This is a genomic window from Pantoea sp. ICBG 985 (genome assembly GCF_002928365.1).
GTDB lineage: Bacteria > Pseudomonadota > Gammaproteobacteria > Enterobacterales > Enterobacteriaceae > Pantoea > Pantoea dispersa.
The window spans coordinates 338201-360305 of record NZ_POWM01000002.1 but is presented as its reverse complement, the minus strand read 5'-3'; the positions used below and the strand labels follow the sequence as shown (position 1 = coordinate 360305).

Annotated in this window: 15 protein-coding genes; 1 reads left to right on the top strand and 14 read right to left on the bottom strand. The window is 55.2% G+C overall.

What is annotated here, in order from left to right; genetic code table 11:
• Nucleotides 1-7 precede the first annotated feature (7 nt).
• From C1Y42_RS07665 to wbaP, 14 genes are all read right to left on the bottom strand, one after another.
• Nucleotides 8-1423, bottom strand: coding sequence for a mannose-1-phosphate guanylyltransferase/mannose-6-phosphate isomerase (locus C1Y42_RS07665; RefSeq protein ID WP_104093122.1), 1416 nt, complete (start codon nt 1421-1423; stop codon nt 8-10).
• 519 nt (nt 1424-1942) lie between these two features.
• A complete protein-coding gene (gene galE / locus C1Y42_RS07660) occupies nt 1943-2956 on the bottom strand; it encodes a UDP-glucose 4-epimerase GalE (RefSeq protein ID WP_104093121.1) in 1014 nt (337 codons plus the stop codon).
• Between the two features lie 45 nt (nt 2957-3001).
• Complete coding sequence (gene galF, locus C1Y42_RS07655) at nt 3002-3898, bottom strand: UTP--glucose-1-phosphate uridylyltransferase GalF (protein ID WP_021509335.1); 897 nt, start codon at nt 3896-3898, stop codon at nt 3002-3004.
• Nucleotides 3899-4340: 442 nt separating this feature from the next.
• Entirely contained in the window at nt 4341-5681 is a 1341-nt protein-coding gene (locus C1Y42_RS07650; RefSeq protein WP_104093120.1) for an MOP flippase family protein, read from the bottom strand.
• Nucleotides 5678-6901, bottom strand: a complete 1224-nt coding sequence (locus tag C1Y42_RS07645) for a glycosyltransferase (protein ID WP_104093119.1) — start codon at nt 6899-6901, stop codon at nt 5678-5680. Before C1Y42_RS07645 ends, C1Y42_RS07650 begins: the two co-directional genes overlap by 4 nt.
• A 3-nt stretch (nt 6902-6904) precedes the next feature.
• On the bottom strand, nt 6905-8167 hold the full coding sequence (wcaK, locus tag C1Y42_RS07640) for a colanic acid biosynthesis pyruvyl transferase WcaK (protein WP_058757295.1): 1263 nt from the start codon (nt 8165-8167) through the stop codon (nt 6905-6907).
• A 309-nt stretch (nt 8168-8476) separates the two neighbouring features.
• On the bottom strand, nt 8477-10687 hold the full coding sequence (locus C1Y42_RS07635) for a phage tailspike protein (RefSeq protein ID WP_058757294.1): 2211 nt from the start codon (nt 10685-10687) through the stop codon (nt 8477-8479).
• Nucleotides 10688-10756: 69 nt separating this feature from the next.
• On the bottom strand, nt 10757-11791 hold the full coding sequence (locus tag C1Y42_RS07630; RefSeq protein WP_104093255.1) for a glycosyltransferase: 1035 nt from the start codon (nt 11789-11791) through the stop codon (nt 10757-10759).
• Nucleotides 11792-11950: 159 nt separating this feature from the next.
• A complete protein-coding gene (locus tag C1Y42_RS07625) occupies nt 11951-12703 on the bottom strand; it encodes a glycosyltransferase family 2 protein (protein WP_058769966.1) in 753 nt (250 codons plus the stop codon).
• Between the two features lie 70 nt (nt 12704-12773).
• Complete coding sequence (locus C1Y42_RS07620; RefSeq protein ID WP_058757292.1) at nt 12774-13691, bottom strand: glycosyltransferase family 2 protein; 918 nt, start codon at nt 13689-13691, stop codon at nt 12774-12776.
• Between the two features lie 447 nt (nt 13692-14138).
• Nucleotides 14139-16316 carry a tyrosine-protein kinase Wzc gene (wzc, locus tag C1Y42_RS07610; protein ID WP_021509327.1) on the bottom strand — a complete coding sequence of 726 codons (2178 nt, stop codon included), beginning with the start codon at nt 16314-16316 and terminating at the stop codon, nt 14139-14141.
• A 12-nt stretch (nt 16317-16328) separates the two neighbouring features.
• Nucleotides 16329-16763 (bottom strand): protein-tyrosine-phosphatase, encoded by a 435-nt coding sequence (locus tag C1Y42_RS07605; RefSeq protein ID WP_021509326.1) that lies wholly within the window; start codon nt 16761-16763, stop codon nt 16329-16331.
• Between the two features lie 9 nt (nt 16764-16772).
• A complete protein-coding gene (locus C1Y42_RS07600) occupies nt 16773-17903 on the bottom strand; it encodes a polysaccharide export protein (protein ID WP_031280061.1) in 1131 nt (376 codons plus the stop codon).
• A gap of 299 nt (nt 17904-18202) precedes the next feature.
• A complete protein-coding gene (gene wbaP, locus C1Y42_RS07595; RefSeq protein ID WP_058757291.1) occupies nt 18203-19636 on the bottom strand; it encodes an undecaprenyl-phosphate galactose phosphotransferase WbaP in 1434 nt (477 codons plus the stop codon).
• A 789-nt stretch (nt 19637-20425) separates the two neighbouring features.
• Between wbaP and C1Y42_RS07590 the strand changes: the two genes are divergently transcribed.
• Nucleotides 20426-21994: a TerC family protein gene (locus C1Y42_RS07590; RefSeq protein WP_104093117.1), complete on the top strand. Its 1569-nt coding sequence runs from the start codon at nt 20426-20428 to the stop codon at nt 21992-21994.
• The last annotated feature ends 111 nt before the right edge of the window (nt 21995-22105 follow it).

Here is a 22105-nt window from a genome sequence, read left to right as displayed (position 1 = left end):
TCTGTCCTTACTTACTTGCAAATTGTTCTTTAATCAGAATTAAATCGTCATCACCCAGATAGGAGCCTGACTGAATTTCCAGCAGCTCTAACGGAATCTTGCCTGGATTTTCTAACGTGTGCTGATGGCCAATAGGAATAAAGGTTGATTGGTTTTCCGTCAGCAATAAGGTTTTATCCTGAATAGTCACTTTGGCAGTGCCGGATAAGATCACCCAGTGTTCAGTTCGGTGATAATGCATCTGTAATTCGAAACGTTCACCCGGTTTAACGGTGATACGATTTACATTAAAACGGCCGGTATTGACCACCAGATCGCAGCGTCCCCATGGCCAGTAAGTTTCACGATGACGACGATATTCCGTACGGCATTCGCTCTTCAGGAACTCCACCACGCGTTTGACGTCCTGAACCTGATCTTTGCGCGCCACCAGTACGGCATCTTTGGTGTTAACAATCACCAGATTTTCCACGCCGATAGCTGCCACTAACTGATCTTCGCTGTTGATGTAGCAATTTTTAGTGTTATGCAGGAAGGTATCGCCTTTCAGCGAGTTACCGGCTGCATCTTTTTCATTCACTTCCCACAGCGCGGACCAGGATCCGACATCGCTCCAGCCTGCATCCAGCGGCACCACGACGGCTGCGTCCGTTTGCTCCATCACGGCATAATCAACGGACTCATCCGGGCAGGCAATGAAATCGTCTTTATCAATGCTGATGAAGTCGTTACCTTCTGCCACATTCGCCATGGCACGGCGGCAGGCATCCAGAATATCAGGACGGAATTTTTCCAGTTCCTGCAGATAACGTTTGGCGCGGAACATAAACATCCCGCTGTTCCAGTAATATTCACCGGAAGCCAGATAATCCTGAGCCGTTTTCAGGTTAGGCTTTTCCACAAAACGCTGCACGCTAAACGGCGCATGTTCATCACCCGCCAGCTGCTCACCGCGATGAATATAGCCGTACCCGGTTTCAGGTCCGGTGGGCACGATGCCGAAGGTGACCAGATGCCCCTGCTTGGCATATTTCGTTGCGGTGATGATGGCCTGGTGGAATGCCGCGCGGTTCTCAATGACATGGTCGGCGGCTAACACTAACAGTACCGGATCATCGCCTTGCTCAATCGCGTTAATCGCTGCCAGAGCAATCGCCGGCGCCGTGTTGCGACCAACCGGTTCAAGGATGATGTTATGGGAAAGTTTGTTGATCTGACGAAGCTGTTCAGCGACGAGGAAACGGTGCTCTTCGTTGCAGATGACCAGCGGAGCTCGCGCTTCGACACCGGTCAGGCGGTTGACAGTCTCCTGCAGCATCGAGTGCTGTCCGTGCAAGCTGATGAACTGTTTTGGATACAATTCACGTGAAAGGGGCCACAAACGACTGCCGGTTCCTCCGGCCATGATTACGGGAAGTAACATTCCACAACCTCTAATGTGTCTTTTAGACTGCTCTATCATTTCCAGCGGGACAATTTTTCAGCAAAACAAAAAATAGCCACGCTACCGCCCTTGGCTTGCAGCAACCAATATGCTGTGTAACAAGTCAATCCTGTGCTTTCCGTCTCGGCTAATTATGGTCAATATTGCAGCATCAACCGCTTTGTCTGAGACCATCGCAAATAATACATTTTGTGCTGCCGAATTAACATGGTTATTGTCTGATGCCGGCGCGGCGAATCTTAATTTCTTTTCATCGTTGCGGTTAACCGCAAGCTACTGAGTCGGAAAGAATATAGCTGGCGATTCGCAGAATGAAAGGCTGCGGCAGGTTTTCACTAAATCAATACGATGTGTTACCAACGCCAGGTATTGCTTCATCACGGATTAGGATAATTCTGCATTCGGAAATGGAAAGCCTGGATAAAAAAACAACAAGATAATTAATTTGTACATAAAAAAACCCGGCACAGGCCGGGTTTTTACGCTTTGCGAGTTCAATCAGTTAAACCCATTCGGGTTCTTCGACTGCCAGTTCCAGGTATCGCGCATCATCGCATCGATACCGCGCGTGACGCGCCAGTCGAGCTCTTTGTTGGCCAGGCTGGCATCCGCCCAGAACGCTGGCAGATCGCCGTCGCGGCGTGGTTTGAACTCGAACGGAATCTGTTTACCGGACGCCTGCTCAAACGCCTTGATCATCTCCAGCACTGAGAAGCCTTTGCCGCCGCCGAGGTTGTAAGCTTTATAGCCTTCAACTTTCGGCAGGTGGTCCAGCGCTTTGAGGTGCCCTTCCGCCAGGTCAACGACGTGAATGTAGTCGCGCTGGCAGGTGCCGTCTGGTGTGTCGTAGTCATCGCCAAACACGCCCAGCTTGTCCAGACGCCCGATCGCCACCTGCGCAATGTACGGCAGCAGGTTGTTCGGAATACCGGTTGGGTCTTCGCCAATCTCACCAGATTCGTGCGCGCCGACCGGGTTGAAGTAGCGCAGCGCGATGGCTTTGAAGTTCGGCTCGGCTTTGGCGAAGTCGCGCATCACGAACTCAATCATCAGCTTGGAGGTGCCGTACGGACTGGTGGTGCCACCAATCGGCGTCGTTTCGACGTACGGAACCGGTGCGTCAGCGCCATACACGGTGGCGGATGAGCTGAAGATAAAGTTCCACACGCCAGCGGCGCGCATCTCTTCCAGCAGCACCACGGTCCCGGCAACATTGTTCTCGTAATATTCCAGCGGCATGCGCGTGGATTCGCCCACCGCTTTCAGCGCGGCGAAGTGGATGACGGCCGAGATGTCATTGCTGGCAAACAGATCGCGCAGGCAGGCGCGGTCGCGGATGTCGCCTTCAACGAAGACCGCTTTCTTACCGGCCAGCTTCTCAACGCGATTGATTGCTTCGCGCGAGGCATTGCAAAGGTTATCCAGGACTACAACGTCGTCGCCGCGCTCTAACAGCGCCAGCACCGTATGGGAGCCGATGTACCCTGCTCCGCCCGTTACCAAAATAGCCATGTGTACTCCTTTAAAACCGCGCAACCTGCGCGGCGGGGAAAGAGATTATTTTGCCAGAATTTTTTGGATTGCTTCGCGGAAATCGCGGCCCTGGGTGTTGTTGCGCAGACCGTAAGAGACGAAGGCCTGCATGTAGCCGAGTTTACGGCCGCAGTCGAAGCTGGTGCCGGTCAGCAGCTGGGCATCAACCGGTTTTTTCTGGCTCAGGGAGGCGATGGCATCGGTCAGCTGGATACGGCCCCAGGCGCCTGGCTCTGTGCGCTCCAGTTCACCCCAGATATCCGCAGAAAGCACGTAACGGCCCACGGCGGTCAGGTCTGAGTTCAGCTCGGACGGATGCTCAGGTTTTTCCACGAAGTTGGTGATGGTGCTGATATCGCCCGGGTTATCCAGCGGCTGCTCGGTGGTCAGCACGCCATACTCAGACAGGTCTTCGCCCGGCATGTGTTTCGCCAGAACCTGGCTGCGGCCGGTCTCTTCAAAGCGTGCCACCATCGCGGCAAGGTTGTAACGCAGGTGGTCAGCGGTAGAGTCATCCAGCAGCACGTCTGGCAGGACCACCACAAAAGGGTTGTCGCCAATCATCGGACGGGCACACAGTACCGAGTGGCCAAGACCCAGCGGGTTCGCCTGACGCACGTTCATGATAGTCACGCCCGGCGGGCAGATTGACTGCACTTCGCTCAGCAATTGGCGTTTCACGCGCGCTTCAAGCAGCGCTTCCAGCTCGTAGGTGGTATCGAAGTGGTTTTCCACTGCATTTTTGGAGGCATGGGTGACCAGCACAATCTCCTTGATGCCCGCCGCCACACACTCGTCGACAATGTACTGAATCATTGGTTTATCGACGATAGGCAGCATCTCTTTCGGAATGGCTTTAGTCGCAGGGAGCATATGCATACCGAGACCCGCAACCGGGATTACTGCTTTAAGCTTGGTCATATTTATTCCATTTCATGAAGTGAATAAGTGGGGTCGATTATGCAGGATCGGCCGGTTGAGCAAGTATAATCTTTATCTGAAAAACCGGCACTAACTCTCTGTCAACACATAAAAAATCGTCAAAAAGTCCATCTGCCACCCGGCAATGAGGCGGGAAAAAAAAGCGGCTAAATGGCTGAAAAACAGTGGAAGGCAGAGTGATGAGCGATGACCGGTGAGGCCAGTGATTGTTGAGCGTTCAGACCGGCGTTGCGGAAACATCATTGGGGCGAAGATGGAAGCGTATTTTTGAAAGGTCGCCATGAATGGCGCCCCTACGGGATCACAGCAGGTTTTTGTAGGGTGCGCATTGATGCGCACCGGCGGTTGCACGTCAGTCACCGATCACATCTGATGATGCCGGGCGGTCGCCGTTGCCAACGACCACTCCCGTCATCACCGCTTACAGCCAGCCCTCAAACCACTCGGGCATCACGAACAGGTTGAAATGATTCACCAGCAGCATCAGGCCGACAAACACCACCGACACCGACACCCACTGGCGCGCATACGGCATAAAGCGGATGCCAATCACCGGTTTGATGAAGAACGGATGCGCGAAGGCGGAGATCAGCACCTGGGAAATCGACAGCGTCAGCGCCACGTAAATCACGTTCGGCCAGATCCACGTAGTGGCCAGCACCACCACCACCACCAGGCTGGCGACGATATTCCAGTAGAACTCGACGTTGGTGCGTCCGTTCGCCTGGGAGATCGCGCCGGTCAGGCCGCCCATCGGGCGCAGCATACCGAACAGCAGCATCAGCGGGATCAGGTGATACACCTGCTCGTGCGAAGCGCCGTACAGCACACGCACAATCACCGGAGAGAGAATACCAATCGCCAGGTACATCGCACTGCTGAACAGCATGATGACGAAGGTGCCCTTGAGGAACAGTTTTTTCAGCTGCTCGGGATCGTGCTGCTTCTCGGCGAAGCGCGGCAGCGCCAGGCGGTTAATCACCGGCGACACCAGTTTCAGCGGCTGCAGAATCAGCTCTTTCGCCAGTGAGTAAACCCCCAGCATCTCGGCACCCATCACTTTACCGACGATCAGCGCATCGGCCTGAGTACGCAGCTGGTTAATAGTCTGTGAACCCAGCTGATAGATACCGTAACGCACCGCACTGACAAAGGTTTTGCCGTCGAACTCCCACGTTGGTCGCCACGACTTCTCGCCAAAGTAGATCATGCAGAGAATGCGCGTGAAGGCGTTGATGAACAGCCCGAGAATCGCTGCCGCTACCGTCAGGGAGGTGAAATAGAGCATCGCCACCGTACACAGGAAGGCAAACAGCTTGGTGCCCATCTCAATCTTCGCCAGCGTCACCATGCGTTTGGTTTTCACATAGTGCGCCTGATACTGCGACAGGTGACCGAGCACGAGGAAGTTGAGGCTGGTGAGCATAATCAGCGCTGTCAGCTCCGGCAGATGGTAGAACCACGCCACCGGCCAGGCGATGGCCAGCATGATCAGACCGGTACAGAAGCTCAGCGAGACGTTAACCCAGTAAATGGTGCTCTGCTCACGACGTGTAATCTCCTGACGATGCACGATGTAGCTGCTCATGCCCATGTCCTGCAGCACGGTAGCCACCGCCAGAATGGCGTTGATGATCGCCAGCAAACCCAGCTCGTGCGCTTCAAGCTTGCGCGCCAGCACCGCCAGCTGCAGCACCTGCAGCAGCGCGGCAAAGCAGGTGCTGCCAAACAGCCACACCGCCTGTTTTTTTAATCCACTCACACCATGCGCTCCAGAATTTTCGCCAGCTCACCGTAAGCGATGTGCTGATTGAACTCGGTTTCCACTTTATGGCGCGCTGCGGCCACCACCGGTGCAACGTCAACGTCGCCGCGCGACAGGCGCAGCAGCGTGTCCGCCAGCTCGTCGGCATCATTTTCCGATACCAGCCAGCCGCTGACGTTATTCTGAATCAGCTCCGGGATACCGCTGTGGTAGGTGGACACCACTGGCAGGCCAACCGCCATCGCTTCCATCAGCGCCACCGGAATGCCTTCCATATCGCCATCGGCGGCGGTTTTCGACGGCAGCAGGAAAATGTCAGCCTCGCTCAGCGCCTGACGAATCTCCTCCTGCGGCTTGAAGCCTGGCATGGTCACCATGTCTTCCAGGCCAGCACGCGCGATGTGCTCGCGCATCATGCCGTCCTGCTCGCCGTTACCAATGATGGTGAACTGGAACTGACCGCCGTTATCGCGCAGGATTTCACTGGCTTTGACCGCCACGTCCAGCCCTTTTTTCTCGGTCAGGCGCGCCACCGAAACGATGCGCAGCGGTTTGTGGAATGCTTCACGCGGCTGGAAGTTAAACTTCTCCGGCTCGATACCCATACGCGTGACGTGCACTTTCTCGCGCGGACAGCCCATCTCAATCAGCTTGTTCTCCCACAGATGGCTGATCGGCAGCATCAGTTCGCTCTGTCTGAACAGGTTGATGTAATCCAGTTTGTGCTCTTCAAGAATGTGGCGACGCGAGATATCAGCGCCGTGGAACACCGTCGCCTGCTTGCCCTTCAGTACCCCCAGCTCGCGCAGTTTATTTGCCAGCGCACCGGCATAGCCGAAGTGCACCAGGAACACATCGGCGGTAAAGGTCTGCCGGGCGTTTGCGACAATGGCTGGCAGCAGCAGCTTTTTCGCCTGCGCACCGTAGCGGCCAACGTTAAGCGACTTCAGCAGCGCCGGTTTGGCGATTTTCGGCAGCATCAGCCCGATGCGCTGGGTCAGTTTGTCGAGGTTTGATACCTTCTCTTCCGGCAGCAGATAGTGGGTTTTCGCCGCCAGATTGTACTCATCGAACGCGGCATGACGGTTGATCATGTCGCCCGGAAACACCGAGATGATCTCGACGTCATAGCCGGCATCGATGAAATGCGTCACCTGATTGAGGACAAACGTCTCAGAGGCAACCGGAAAACGCATGGTGAAAAAGGTTAGCTTCATCACTTACCCCAGGACGTTGAGAATTTCTTCGGTGATGCGGTTGCCGATTTCACGCTCCTGCGCCACCGCGGTGTTCACTTTTTGCTTCACGTTGTCATAGTCCGCCAGCACCGTCTGCACTTTGTCGATCAGCGAGCCGTCCATCAGGCTCTGCACGTCGGTGGCCATCTGCGGCAGACCCAGCTGGTTCATCACGCCGAGCGATTTGTGCTCGTAGTTGATGGCCACGGCTGGCGTGCCGAAATTCATGGAGATGATTGCTGAGTGCAGGCGCGTGCCGATGGTGAGATGGCAGTGGCTGAGCAGGATGCCGAGTTCCAGGTCGTTGAACTCGTCCATGATCACATGGTAGTGCTCCGGCTGCTCAACGTGGTCGCGCAGCGTCAGCGCCACCATACGGTCATCTTTGGCATAGCTGTCGATGCCGGTACAGGTGGAGAACGCCACCACCTGATAACCTTCGGCGATCATGGCGTTGATCACCCGGCCAAACGCGGCTTCGTACTCTTTCTGCGTGACGCCAAGACGTTTGTCGAACGGTGCCAGCTCACGCACGGTGATAGCGATGGTTTTGCGCGACTGAATGATGTTCTGCCAGTGCAGCAGGTTGTGGCTCGGATTTTCCACCTCGCGCGCCTGCACCAGGAACGCGGTGTCCACGCCCTTCTTCACCCGGCTGGTGGTCACGCCATCCTGCTTCAGGCGATCGAGGCTGACCTCTTCGCGCAGCACCAGGCTGTCGACGCGGTCAAAAACAAAGTTTGCCAGCGCATTGACGCGCGGGTTTTCGAACGGGCCCACCGAGTGACCGATCATGTGCAGCGGCTTCTTCGCCATCAGCGCGCATAGCGCGTGATCAAACTGGGTAACACCGTACAGATCGACGAAGAACGAGCCGCCGACCTGAATGATGGCGTCATATTTCGCCAGGCTGCGGGTGAATTCCGCCAGATGCGGCGGCACCGAGAAGGATTTATACACGCCGCCTTTGCCGAGGTGCGCCATCATGATGTCCGGCATCAGACGGTTGGCGACTTTGCGCTTCAGGCTGCTGACCAGCCCTTTTGGCGCCTTACTGTTGTGCAGAAACAGCGAATCCTGCTGGATGTGCTGCTGCAGTAAATATCCGGAGCTGGTTGGATAGCGGCTGATGACATCGATATCCAGATCCCCACGCGCGGCCTGTAATGAATCAATCAGTCCACGTAAAATCGCGCCATCCCCACGATTTCCACAGGTATGGTTACCCACCAATAAAATCTTCATAAAAACTCCAGATAAATTTTTGTAATTTTTTACAAGCCGCCAGTTCCATACTGGCTAAGTGAACTCTGTAAGAAAAAACTGCTAATGGGCCAGCGGCCCGAAATTAACGACTGCCTGTTGTGACGTAATTGATACCTGCGACAGGTGTTACATGCGCGATAAATCGCGCCGCTACAGACTGTGCAAAGGGTCAGTGCAGAAATCACCTCTGCACAAACCGTAGCGGCGCAATTTATTGCGCTTTGCCCGTCCTGGCTCGATGCCGTTGTGGCCTCCGTGATAAATTGCACCGTTACCTGCGTTAAATCCTCACGACTTCAGCGCAAAATACGGCAGCGCCACCTGCTCGCCGTTGATCACCACTGAAACAAACCCCTTCGGCTGGCGCGTATCCACCTGTTCGGGCTTTAGCGCGCGCGACGCCAGCAGCAAATCGCCCTGCTCATTGCCGCCGATGCCGGCTTTACCGTTGTGCAGGCTAAACCGCTGCGGGGCCGGCTGGCTGCCGCTGGTCGGACTGCCCTGCGCCATGGTGGCGTCAACGCGCGCACAGCGGCCGGTGAGGAACCGGTCTTTGGCGGTGCTCTTAATCAGCACCACCGCCGTCGGCGTCCAGCCCGCCAGTTTGACGAACACTTTGCTATCGGTATCGCTGCGCGCATCGACGCGCACCTCCAGCACCGGCGAACTGCCTTCCGCGGACCAGCTGGCTTCCGCCTTGCTGGTTTTGCGCTGCAGATGAATCACCGCGCGACCGCCGGTCTGTTTACCGCCCATCACGTCGAGCAGCGGCTGCTTGTCGCTGCCGTTGCTGAACTGCGACTGACCAAACAGCTCGATCTCCCAGCTGTCACCCACGGTTGGCGAGTAAAAATTCCCCAACTCGAACCAGGTGGCCTGATTGGTGTTGTTGGTCAGACGGAAACGCGACGTGATGTAGTTGTATTTCAGGCTGCCGTCGATGGCCACGCCGTAAGACTCCACCCGCGTTGAGCCCATCTCCCAGATATTCAGCCAGCGCTCACCTTCCAGCGAGTTATCGATCCAGCTGCCAGACTGCAGATTGGTCTGGCGCATATTGAGGCGGGAATTGCGCGCGTTCAGCGGGTTTTTGCAATCTTCCAGGCTCAGCGCATCAATAATCCACTGGCCGTTCGAGATGTCGCCGGGGTGCTCGCTGTGCTCAATCCAGCCGTTATGAATGATCGACTGGCTGCAGCGCGGCAGGTTGAGCACCATGCCACCGGTACAGCGCTGGGCGTTGAAGTTCGACAGTTCAATCGCCGTACTGTGGTCCCATGCACCCTGCTTCTGTCCGGACCAGCTGGCTTTGATCACGTCACCGGTACAGGTGTCGGCGTACCACTGGTCGATTTTGCAGTCCAGCGTATCCAGCAGGCTGATTGAGGTGCCGCCGACGCGGTTGAAGCGCAGGCAGGCACCGCGGAAGAACTGACCGCCCGGACAGGTGTTGCGGAACAGCCCCTGTTTGTTTGGCCGCTTGTCGTTCTGACCGTTGAAGATCAGGTTGGAGATTTCGGTCCAGCGCGCATTCACCTGGAACAGGAATTCGGAACGACCGTCAGATACCAGCGTAGTCGCCGGGAAATAGCCGAAGTTAACCATCGCGCCGGAAATGCGGAAGAAGCGCTGCTGCTGATCGCCAAAGTCACAGCCGGTCACGAAGAAGGTGCCTGCCGGAAACTGAACGCAGATCTGCTGGTTAGCCTTGAGCGACCACTGATACATGGCTTTGATCGCCGGTGCCGTATCGGTTTTGCCGTCGGCGATGGCGCCGAAGTCAAACAGCGTCAGACGGTTGAAATCTTCCACCACGCGGCGCCAGTAGAACCCGTTACCGCTGAAAATCACGCCGCCATCATCTTCGCCTTCGCCATACACGCCGACGAACTCGCCGCCGCCCACTTCCAGCCCTTCGTGCCAGCTTTTCAGCTTGATTTTCGCCCCGGCAAACAGCGGTCGGGTTTTACGCAGCTCTTCCACCGACGGGATTTCGCCGATCAGCTGATAGCCATTCGGCTGCGCCAGGCGCTGGCTGAAGTTGCTGGCGTTCGGGCGCGACACATCGCTGATGGAAAACAGCGTATTACCCTGGTTATCTTCCACCACCATCGAGTGCGCAGGATTGGCGATTAACGCGGCATTATCGTGAATGAACTGGGCAAAGTTGCCTTTATTGAGCGCAATTGGCTGGCTCACCTGGGAAACCTTACCGCTGGCGTCGCGCAGATACACCGGAATCTGGTTGCCGGCCTGGCTGGCATCTTTGCCTGCTGCGCCAATCCACAGTTTGCCCTCAAAGTTCTGCCAGAACTGCGGTGGCATGGTATAGACGTTTTCCGGCGTCAGAATCGGCACATCGCCCGGCGGGACGCTGGAGGCATCAACCGCTTTCAGCGCCGGCTGACCACTTTTGGCGGCGTAACTGGAAAACGCGCTCACCGACAGCGCGGCAACAATGGAGGAGGCTGCAGTTTGCAAGACTTCTCTTCTTTTCATGCTAACAATCCCGTGGTCATGGGGCCGCATGGCGGCCGAAAAGGTATCCCCGAGGCACGATAAAAGTGGTTACACCAGCGCCAGCCAGCTCTGTTTGATCTGATTACCGTCAAACTTCAGCGCCGTCTCTTTGGTTTTTTCGCTCATGGCAAAGAACAGGCGATCGTCGCTGGCCAGCTGCTCCATGCGCGCCAGGAAAGTGGCTTTGTCGTTCATTGGCACCAGGAAGCCATCTTCGCCGTGATTGATGATCTCCTGCGGTCCGGTCGGACAGTCATAGGCCACCACCGGCAGCGACCAGGATTTGGCTTCCAGCAGTACCAGCGGCAGTCCTTCATAACGTGAGGTCATCAGCGCTATGTCGCTGTCGCGGTAGTAATCATTGATATTGCTGACTTTGCCGACAAAGTTAACGCTGCCGGTGATGCCCAGCGCCGCGGCCTGATCGTGCAGTTGCTGGCGCAGTTCGCCGTCACCGGCGATCACCAGCTTCCACTCCGGGTGTTTTTTGCTGAAGTCGGCCCAGATATCCAGCAGCAGGTCAAAGCCCTTCTGGTTATCGAGGCGGCCCACCGCCAGCGCCTGACGACTACGCGTCTCGCGCTGCCATGATTTGTACACCACCGGATTAGGAATTTGCTGGCTGGGGATATGCCAGCGGGTGAAGACCTGATGGTCTTTGTCAGTCAGCACGATCACCTGGTCGTAGTAGCGCAGCAGCAGCCACTTCAGCAGTTTGATCGGCTTGCTGAACGAGTTGATGGCGATGTGCTCGCAGGCGTAGGCTTTGAAGGTTTTTTTCTTCATTGCCATCAGGTTCCAGAAGGCAAACATCACGCTCAGGCGCCCCATACTGATCAGGAATACGCTGTCGAAGCCCTCCTGGTGGATGCGCGCCACGGCACTTTTAATCGGGTTGCTGTGGCCTTCGAAGCTGACAATCTCTTTCACCCGCTCAAACGGGTAAAAGGTTTTGCCGTGCCCTTCCAGCGAGTAAATGGTGACGGCATGCTCTTCACCGAGGCACTCCGACATGAAGTTGCAGATATTCTCCGTGCCTGCGTAGGAGTAGGCATCCTTAATAACCAAAACAATCTTTTTCATGAAAATGCTTTCCACCTCAAACAAATGGCGATTTCAATAACCGAGTAGTTTGAGTTGCAGCAAGGCGGCAAGCGGGACCATCCGCAGGAGCTTACTCAGGTAAGTGACTGTGGTGGGCACGCGCAGCCAACGCCGCTGCAGCTCAAAGTAAGACGGTTATTAGCGATGCTTAAGGGTGAAAAGAACCCCATTCACCATATACCAGCCGTAATAGTAATAGATTTTTAAAGGATTGTTTTTATAGATAATTCTTAATAATTCGAGGTGCCATTTCGCCGCTTTATTTTTGTTACGCGACAGCGAATCGCCCAGCTCGTAGTAGTTGACCAGCGTCTTCTGGATCACCCGGGCTTGTTTGTAGCGGAGGAACAGCTCATAGAGGAACAGGAAGTCTTCATGGCCTTTACGCTGGAAGAAGATGCCCTGTGGCGGACGACGGAAACACACCGAGGAGAAGCAGACGCGATACTGCTTCTTCACGAAGTTTTCCTGCTGCAGATAAGGTTTGTTGTAATTGATGTCGTGATCGGCGGTTTTGGTTTTGTAGTGATAATGGGTGATCACAAAGTCGTCACCGGCGGCCAGCGCCGCGGCCTGCTCGGCCAGTTTCTCCGCGTGCCATTCGTCATCGCTGTCGAGAAACGCAATGATCTCCTCTTTGGCCGCGCGCAAGCCCACGTTGCGCGTTTCCGCCGCGCCGAGGTTGACCTCGTTGCTGAGGATAGTGATGCGCGCGTCCTGGCAGTGCTCGCGTACAAAAGCGAGTGAATCATCGGTGGATTTATCATTGACCAGGTAGAGATGCCAGTCGCTGTAGGTCTGATTCACGATCGACTCAACCGCACGCAGCACGGTGTTGCGCGCGTTGTACATCGGCATCACGATACCGATGGTGCCAACATGATTTGTCATTTGTATACCCGGAGTGTCAGGAACCGAAAAAATGCTCCCGCTGCGGGAGCAAGTGAAAGTCATAAATCGATCAGGAAACCGCTCTTCGCCCCGTGAAGCGCGACTTCAGCTTATCGACCAGGCGATTGATGAAGTAGGCGCGGTTATCACGGTTGGTGAGGAAGAAGTAGCGCGCAAAACTGACGCTGGCCAGCAGCGAATTGCCATCCATTTTGTAGCGCAGCGGCAGCTTGAACGCTTTGTAGGTATGGATATCGCGCGCCGTCAGGTGCGGCTTCATGGTGTCGAGCCAGAAGAAGGAGTACTTCACCGACTCGCCTTTGTGTTTGGAACCAAATTTGGTCACCAGATGGTAGGTCGCCAGCGGTTTGGCGATCATCACAAATTCATAGCCCATGCGGTCGGCGCGGATGCAGAAGTCATAATCCTGATGGCGAATATAGCGCGCATCAAACTGGATTCTGGCGGCATCTTCGCGTTTCAGCACGATGGTACTGGTCTGGATAAAGCCGTAACAGCCAAACAGGTACTCCGCCACGGTCTCGTTCTTACCCGGCGGCTGCATCGGCATCACTTTGAGGAAGCTGCCGTCCTGATGAATATTGACCTGGCTGAAGATGACATAGCGCGATTTACCCTGCGCTTCCAGCTTGCGGATGGTATCGCACACTTCCAGCAGCTTGTCCGCGTGCCACTCGTCGTCGGCGTCGAGGAAGCTGATGAAGTCGCCCTGCGCCAGTTCAATACCTTTGTTCCGCGCGCCGGCGCCGTTGAGTTTGACCTCAGACAGCTCCAGTTTGATGTCCAGATCCTGATAGCGCTCGCCGCGCACCACCTGCGCCAGTTCCGCGGCATCGGCGGATTTGTCATCCACGATGATGACTTCAAAGTTGCGATAGGTTTGCGCTTTGACGCAATCCAGCGTCGTGACAATCGATTTCGACGCGTTATAAGCGGGAATTACAATTGAGAAGCGGATGTCCTGCATTGCCAGCACCTCTTAAACAGCTGTTCCAGATTCAACGGTAACGCGAGCGGCCTGTAGAAAGGAATCGGCTTTGTTCTGAAAAATCATGCCGTTAGTATTCTTTTTCAATAAGACTTTTCGTACCGTCACGGAAATACCTAAGATTGTGCTGTGTGTATGTTGGGTGGTGCAAAACGCACCGAAAAATTTAGTCGCCATGCATGGCGTTATGTTCGAGAAAGCGATTTGGGGTCGCCATCAATGGCGTTATATCCGACAGAGCGGTTTGCCGGTCGCCATGAATGGCGACCCTACAGCGTCGGGTACGGTTCTGACCGTCAGTGCATTTATGCGCACGGGTAAAGAGGTCAACTCTCCTGCACCGTCCACGTAGGGTGCGCATTTATGCGCACCTCGCTAACGCTTTTTAGCCATAAAAAGGGGCGGAAAATCCGCCCCCGATAGTGCTTAGCTTTTGCTCTCTTTGCCGTATTCGTAGTTGTAATAGTCGTAGCCATAACCATAGGCATTCGACGCTTTACGGACCACGGCGTTGAGGATGACGCCTTTAATCTCGATACCGTTCTGGGCGAAGCGCTTGTAGCTGACATCCAGCTCTTTGGTGGTGTTGGTTTCGAAACGCGCCACCATCAGCGAAGTACCGGCCAGCTTACCGATGATGGAAGCGTCGGTCACAGCCAGAATCGGCGGCGTATCGATCAGCACCAGGTCATAGTTCTTGCTCGCCCAGTCCAGCAGCTCCTGCATGCGACGATGCATCAGCAGCTCAGACGGGTTCGGTGGCACCTGACCGCGCGGCAGGAAGTCAAAACCGTACACGCCCTTCTGAATCATCGCCGGCGAGAACTCGCTCTTGCCTGACAGTACGTTAGACAGGCCAGTCTTGTTATCCGCACCCAGCAGCTCGTGGGTATAGCCGCGACGCATATCACCATCGATGAACAGCACGCGCTGACCTGCTTTGGATACCAGCGTCGCCAGGTTGGCACAGATAAAGGTTTTACCAATACCCGGGCTGGCACCGGTGATCATCAGGATGTTGTTTTTCGCTTCCATCATGGCGAAGTGCAGGCTGGTACGCAGGCTACGAATCGCTTCGATGGAGAGGTCCGTCGGATTGCCCAGCGCCAGCAGCGTGTTGTGCGGATCCGACTTCTCTTTGCTGCCGCGTCGCGCCAGCGCTTCGGTGTCTTTCTTACGCTGCCACTCGGAGAGCGGTACGCTGGCATAGACGTTCATGCCCAGCTCTTCCAGCTGCTCCGGGTTGTCGATACCGTGGTGGAACAGTGCTTTCAGCAGCACCAGACCAACCGACAGCATCAGACCCACAATCAGGCCCGCGACAATAATCAGCAGCTTCTTCGGTGCTACCGGGCTGGTGCTGGTTTCAGCACGGTCGATGATGCGCACATCACCCACGGTGCTGGCCTTGCTGATGCCCAGTTCCTGCTGACGGTTCAGCAGCTGCATGTAGATTTCCTGACCGGCCTGCACATCACGCGTCAGACGCAGAATCTCCTGCTGGGTCTGCGGCATGGCCGAGATTTTCTTGTTCAGCTGCGCCTGTTCCGCTTCCAGCGTTTTGCGTTTTTCCAGCAGTGCGCGGTAGGTCGGGTGGTCTTTGGTGAACAGCTGGGAAACTTCGGCTTCACGGAAGGTCAGCTCGTTCAGCTGGCTCTGGACGCTAACGGAAGAGTCGAGCGCCGATTTGGCTTCCAGCGACATGTCGACCGACTCGTTCTGACGACGGAAGGTGTTCAGCTTGTCTTCCGCATCGTCCAGCTTGGCACGCACGTTAGGCAGCTGGGTGCGCAGGAATTCGAGGCTCTTTTCCGCCTGCTCAGACTTACGCTCAACGTTCTGCAGCAGATAGTTGTTGACGATCTGGTTCAGCACGCGGCTCGCCTGCTCCTGATCTTCATCCTGGAACTCCAGGCCCAGCACGCCGGTGGTTTTGCCTTTATCGGCGACGGTCAGCGCGCCCAGTACGGTTTTAATCGCCTGCAGGTCGCTCAGCTTGGTGACGCTGAAGCTGGTGCCTTCGTCAGCCTGAATGCCGCTAACCAGCATGGTGACGTCGCCGTGCTGCTCCAGCTGACCGACGCGGCCTTTGAACAGCTCGTCGCCGTCTTTGCTCACGGTATAGGTCTGCGGACCGGTGACTTCCAGCTCAACGGTACGTTTGTCAATGCTGCGCGGAATTTCCAGGCGTGAAATGGCAATCTGCGCCGGCTTGTTGCCCATCAGGCGCGACAGACCTTTACCGATTACCGGGAAGTAGTTTTGCTGAATGACCGTGTCCAGACCGAGGTCGTTAACGGTTTTACCAATCACCATGCGGGATTCGATGATCTGAATCTCGGTGTCTGATGCTGGCGTGGTCGGAATCACATCCTGTAATTCGTTCAGCACCGAGGCGGTGTTTTTCTGCTCCACCTGCACCATAGCGTCCGCGCTATAGATTGGCGTAGCAAACAGTGTGTAGAGCGTTGCCATCAGCATAAAGAAAGCGGTGACCGCCACGATGATCCAGCGATGATCGATCAGCTGTCCCACAAGATGCGCCAGATCCCATCCATTCGAATCTTCTTTTGGCGCAGTCATAACCTTGTTTTTGATATTCATGGATATTCCCAACTATCGGCTTAGTACGTTAACCCATTTCTGGGTAGCGTTTTCCAGTAACCCGTAAACCTCTTCAAAGGCCTCACGGCTTTTTTTGTACGGATCCGCAATTTCCTGTTGGTTAAGCCAGTGGCCCAGCAGCATGGTCTTCCCCCGCGCGGCCGGATCGATGCGATTCACCTGCTCAACGTGGCGCTTCTCCATTACCAGAATCAGGTCAAAGTCACGGCACATGCTGGCCGTTAACTGCTGAGCCTCATGACCGTCCAGCGAGACGCCATGTTCAGCGGCGACGGCGCTGGCCGTCTTATCCGCCGGATGGCCCTTCAGGGCGCCAAGACCGGCAGAGGCGATACGGGTATGCGGAAGTGCGCGTTTAAACAGACGCTCCCCGGTGGGGGAGCGGCAAATGTTGCCGACGCAGACGACTAACACTGACTTAATCATGGTAAAACCTTAGTCCGACCAGTTGCGGAAACGCAGCGCTGCGGAGCTTGCATCGTCGATACCCACGATGGTCGGCAGCAGTCCGGAAATCACGCGGTTCCAGCGGGTGATTGGTGTTGCGGTGACGTAGACAATGTCGTACGGCTCCAGTTGGAATTCGGTGCCCATCACCATCGACGCCGCATCTTTGGTGTTCAGCTGATAGATGTTGGCGATCTTGGTGCGGTTAGCACCGCGAATCGGACGAATGACGAATACGCCGGTGGCGTCAGAGGTGGTTTGATCCATGCCCTGTGCGTTACCCAGCGCTTCAGCCAGCGTCATGCCGCTGCGGTCCATCTTCAGCGTGGTCTGCTGTTTCACTTCGCCCATCACGAAGATCTTCAGATCGTCGTTACGCGGTACGTAAAGGATATCGCCCGGATAGAGCAGATGGTTCTGGCTCAGGTCGCCGTTTTGCATCAGCGCCTGCAGCGAAATGCGCTGCTCGCGGCCGTTGTGCGTCAGCACCACGTTGCGCCAGTCGGCGTCGGCAGCAAGGCCACCCGCGGCGTTCACCGCATCCAGCACGGTCAGCGGCACGTTGGTGATCGGCTGCTGGCCGGACGTGGTGACCGAACCGGTCACGTAGGCTTTCTGCGAACGGAACGCGGCCACGTTGACATCCACCTGCGGACTTTCAATGAACTGCGCCAGACGACGCGCGATTTCACTGCGGATTTCCGTCACGGTGCGGCCTGCAACGCGCACTTTACCGATGTACGGATAGAAAATGGTACCGTCTGCCTGCACCCAGTTACCGGTGTCGCTGGCGCTACGGTACTGACCGGCCGGCGTGGTCAGCTCAGGGTGATCCCATACGGTGACGTTCAGTACGTCGCCGATGCCAACGCGGTATTGATAGCTCTGAATCTCGTTCTGCAGCAGCGGGTTAGCCTGAGCAACCAGCGGCTTCGGACGCATCTGTTCAACCAGACGCGGCGTCAGAGGGAAGACGTTAACGTATTTGTCGATGTCAAAATTGCTATCCTGTTGCTCAATGACATCTTTTCCGCTAGTGGAAAGGTGCGAACCTGGTTCGATGGTGCACCCGGAGAGGAAAGTCGCGGATACCAGTAACGGTATCAATTTAGTTTTCATTATCATCTGGTTCTTCGCTATCAGTTAATGATTGATAGAGGCGAAAACGCCGCTGTGTAAGCGTCTAACAAAAATAAAGGCAAGGAATTAAACACTGAAACTGAGGTTCATTATCATTAGCTCCCTGGTTTATGTTGTCATCCTGGTTGCAGACGACTTCAATTAAAGTGGGTTATCGTTAAGCGGCTTAATAACCCGCTCTGTTCGGGCTCGATAATGGCAGTTATCAGTTACAGACACTCCCAGCACCGGCAGTTATCAGGCGGGAACGTTATTTCGTCCCCTGCCCTTGCTGTCTATCAATAAGCGCCGTCGCGTTTGAGTACCACGCCGACCGTCTTAAACAGAATCGCGATGTCATTCCACAGCGACCAGTTTTTGACATACCACGAATCGAAATAGACGCGCGTCTCATAGTCAACGTCGTTACGACCGCTGACCTGCCACAATCCCGTCATGCCTGGCTTTGCCATCAGGTAATAATCAACATCACCGGCATAACGGCAGAGTTCATCTTCAATCACCGGGCGCGGGCCAACAAGGCTCATGTCACCGCGCACGACGTTCCACAGCTGCGGCAGCTCATCCAGGCTGGTTTTACGGATGAAATGACCGACTTTGGTAATACGTGGATCGTTTTTCAGTTTGAAATCTTTGTCCCACTCGGCACGGGCTACCGGGTCGGTGCGCAGCACCTCTTCCAGCACCTCTTTCGAGTTAATTACCATCGAGCGGAACTTCAGGCACTTGAACTTGCGGCCATTGAGACCCACACGTTCGTGACCGTAAATCGGTGGTCCGCCATCACGGCCAACCATGAAGCCGAGTACCAGCAGCGCAGGTGACAGCGCGATGATGATGCTGAGCGCGCCGACGATATCGAATGCCCGCTTCAGGACACGCGAGGTGCGTTTCGCCAGGTTGTTATTCACACGCAGAATCATCACTTCATGGCTGAAGATGTAAGCCATATCGGTGCCGTACAGCGGTACGCCGCGCAACGTCGGGATAACCGAGACCGAGCGACAGTTATGCATCGCCAGCATTTTCAGCCAGCGGTCGCGGTGCTGACTCTGCTCGAACTCAACCGCAACGATAAACTGGGTTTCGCTGTTGGTCAGTTGCCACAGCTCCTGCTCGTTATGCAGCACCGGTACACCGGAGATGCTAGCCTGCGGGCAGCTGCCATCGACGTCGAAGAAGGCGATCACGTCAAAGCCCATCACCTCTTCGCTCTGCAGCGCCTGCCAGGCTTCCTGCGCGTTACGGTTGCTACCAATAATAATGGTTTGCTTTTTCCACATACCGAAATGATTCAGCACGCGTTTGGAAATAGCACGCGCCAGCGGAATCAGCACCAGCGCTAAAATCCACGTTAATACCCAGACAAAACGGGACATCTGCCATTGTGATAATGCTGAAATTGACAAATCGATGACAGAGAAAATGAGAATGGTACGAAAGATCTCTTTCAGCTCAAACCAGAAGGGTTTGCGATAGGTATAATGACGCAGGCGAACCCAGAACCAGCCTGTACAAATTAAGGACAGACAGACATGGGTGGCGATTTTTAAGTTGAGGTCTTTTTCAGAAATATCTGCCAGTGGAGAATCGGCGAACGAATTAATCAGCGCGAGTGCAATAAACAATGCCGCGTTGAAACAAATTAAATCCGAGCACGCCAGTAAAATTTTTGTCAGAAGACTTTTATATGTAAATTCATTATCGCGCATATTTGACTCTTTTATTTTATTTCCCTTAATCCCTAACGCCTAAGCCTGAGTAATTAATGAGCGATGCACTAACTAAACCAGCGAGACAAACTGCGGCGAACTCCCCGGCATTTAGGCCAATTCTCTTTCCAGTTAAGCAAGAAAATTGTGATAAATACCAACAGATTAGTCTGACTTCCTTTTGCCGCAAGGCCAGACAATTCTTAACCTGTGAAAACCACGTCAGGCACGCTACCGCCCTTGGCTGTCGCTGCCAATACCGCTTACAACACCCTATTTTTTGTCCGCGCTTTGTCGCCACGCCGGGAAATACCCGCCTTAACCCGTGCACGATCACAATTCACAACATTAAGAAGCTAAACAGCGCGCTATTAACAACATTGGCGCAGACATTTACTAACACGTTGCTATACTAGTTATTACTGGCTTGTTTACAAGTAGGCCCCGTCTTCCCTGCACTATTTTAGGAAAAAGACTACCAGCCATAAGTATTGATGCCAGCCCCGCCAGGCAATTTCACGCCAAAATTCAGAATAATTCGATACCCGCCTTCAGATTAGTCGCATTAAAAATGTACGCTTTTGCCGCTGGATAAGAATAAATAGTGGTCTTCATCCACACAGGATGTTTATCCATACTTTTCACTTATCGCCCGGCTGAACAAGGTAAGATTAATCCTAATAAGCCGCCAGCCCGCGACATCCGCGCGGCCGGGGCGTATTTGTACCCTGTCTGACGATTAACTATCATCAGACTAAGCTCATTTTTAGACATTATGGTGATGAAAGTATGTGGGAGTGGATCATCGATCCGTCGCTCTGGGCAGGATTAGTCACGCTAATCGTTCTTGAGCTGGTGCTGGGTATTGATAACCTGGTTTTCATTGCCATCCTGGTGGAGAAGCTGCCGCCGACGCTGCGCGACCGCGCGCGAGTGTTCGGCCTGCTGCTGGCGCTGGTATCACGGCTGGTGCTGCTGGCGTCGCTGTCGTGGCTGGTTACGCTGACCCAACCGCTGTTCACCCTCTTCCAGCACAGCTTCAGCGCACGCGACCTGCTGCTGCTGGGCGGCGGTATCTTCCTGTTGTTTAAAGCCACCACCGAACTGAACGCCCGGCTGGAGGGCAGCGACGAGGAATCGGGTCAAAATAACAGCGGTGCTAAATTCTGGCCGGTGGTGGCGCAAATCGTGGTGCTGGACGCCATCTTTTCACTTGATGCCGTCATTACCGCCGTCGGTATGGTCAACGACCTGCCGGTGATGATGATCGCCGTGACCATCGCCATCCTGTTAATGCTGCTGGCCAGCAAGCCGCTGACGCGCTTCGTTAACGGCCATCCTACCATTGTGATTCTCTGCCTGAGCTTTCTGCTGATGATCGGCTTTAGTCTGGTGGCAGAGGGTTTCGGCTTCGTCATTCCGAAAGGCTATCTGTACGCGGCCATTGGCTTCTCGATTGTGATTGAGATTTTTAATCAGCTGGCGCTGTTTAATCGCCGCCGTTTTCTTACCGCCGGACGGCCGCTGCGCCAGCGCACCGCCGAAGCCGTGCTGCGCATTCTGCGCGGTGAAGCGCAGCGCGCCGATCTGGATGCCGACACGGCATCGCTACTGAGCGATAACCAGGGCGCAGCGCTGTTTAACCGTCAGGAGCGGCGCATGATAATGCGCGTGCTGGGTCTGGGTCAGCGCCAGATCAACAGCATCATGACGTCACGCCATGACGTCGAGCACATCGATCTGAGCGAAGACCCGCAGTCGATCATGGATAAACTCGACCGCAACCAGCATACGCGCCTGCTGATCACCGAACAGGGACGCGAGCCGCTGGGCGTGGTGCATGTGATCGATCTGCTGCATCAGTCGCTGCACAGTAAATCGCTGGATTTGCGTGCGCTTATTCGCCAGCCGCTGGTGTTTCCCGAGCGCGTCACCCTGCTGCAGGCGCTGGAGCAGTTTCGCCATGCGCGCACCCATTTTGCCTTTGTGGTGGATGAGTTTGGTTCGGTGGAAGGCGTGGTAACGCTGAGCGACGTGATGGAGACCATCGCCGGCAACCTGCCCAATGAAGGGGAAGAGATTGATGCCCGTTACGATATTCAGCCTGCGGAACATGGCGGCTGGATCGCCAACGGCCATATGCCGCTGGAAGATTTAGCGCTGTATGTGGCGCTGCCGCTCGACGAGAGGCGCAATTACCATACGCTGGCGGGATTGCTGATGGATAGCCTGCAGCACGTGCCGGCCGAAGGTGAGGAGTTGCGCGTCGGGGATTATCTGCTGCGCATCCTGCAGGTGGAGAACCATCGGGTGCAAAAAGTCGAGATTGTGCCGGTCGCGCCCGCACCATTTATTTAACCCGGTGCCGGGGCGTGATTTGTTATGCGTGTCCGGCCACCAGTGTTGCGATTTGTAGCGGCGCGATTTATCGCGCATGCCTGACATCCGCACCGTTGTAAATTGCGCAAT

Bases quoted from the DNA above. Each gene is read 5' to 3' on its own strand.
- C1Y42_RS07665 (WP_104093122.1), bottom strand. From the start codon at position 1,423: ATGTTACTTCCCGTAATCATGGCCGGAGGAACCGGCAGTCGTTTGTGG.
- galE (WP_104093121.1), bottom strand. From the start codon at position 2,956: ATGGCTATTTTGGTAACGGGCGGAGCAGGGTACATCGGCTCCCATACG.
- galF (WP_021509335.1), bottom strand. From the start codon at position 3,898: ATGACCAAGCTTAAAGCAGTAATCCCGGTTGCGGGTCTCGGTATGCAT.
- C1Y42_RS07645 (WP_104093119.1), bottom strand. From the start codon at position 6,901: ATGAAGCTAACCTTTTTCACCATGCGTTTTCCGGTTGCCTCTGAGACG.
- wcaK (WP_058757295.1), bottom strand. From the start codon at position 8,167: ATGAAGATTTTATTGGTGGGTAACCATACCTGTGGAAATCGTGGGGAT.
- C1Y42_RS07635 (WP_058757294.1), bottom strand. From the start codon at position 10,687: ATGAAAAGAAGAGAAGTCTTGCAAACTGCAGCCTCCTCCATTGTTGCC.
- C1Y42_RS07630 (WP_104093255.1), bottom strand. From the start codon at position 11,791: ATGAAAAAGATTGTTTTGGTTATTAAGGATGCCTACTCCTACGCAGGC.
- C1Y42_RS07625 (WP_058769966.1), bottom strand. From the start codon at position 12,703: ATGACAAATCATGTTGGCACCATCGGTATCGTGATGCCGATGTACAAC.
- C1Y42_RS07620 (WP_058757292.1), bottom strand. From the start codon at position 13,691: ATGCAGGACATCCGCTTCTCAATTGTAATTCCCGCTTATAACGCGTCG.
- wzc (WP_021509327.1), bottom strand. From the start codon at position 16,316: ATGAATATCAAAAACAAGGTTATGACTGCGCCAAAAGAAGATTCGAAT.
- C1Y42_RS07605 (WP_021509326.1), bottom strand. From the start codon at position 16,763: ATGATTAAGTCAGTGTTAGTCGTCTGCGTCGGCAACATTTGCCGCTCC.
- C1Y42_RS07600 (WP_031280061.1), bottom strand. From the start codon at position 17,903: ATGAAAACTAAATTGATACCGTTACTGGTATCCGCGACTTTCCTCTCC.
- wbaP (WP_058757291.1), bottom strand. From the start codon at position 19,636: ATGCGCGATAATGAATTTACATATAAAAGTCTTCTGACAAAAATTTTA.
- C1Y42_RS07590 (WP_104093117.1), top strand. From the start codon at position 20,426: ATGTGGGAGTGGATCATCGATCCGTCGCTCTGGGCAGGATTAGTCACG.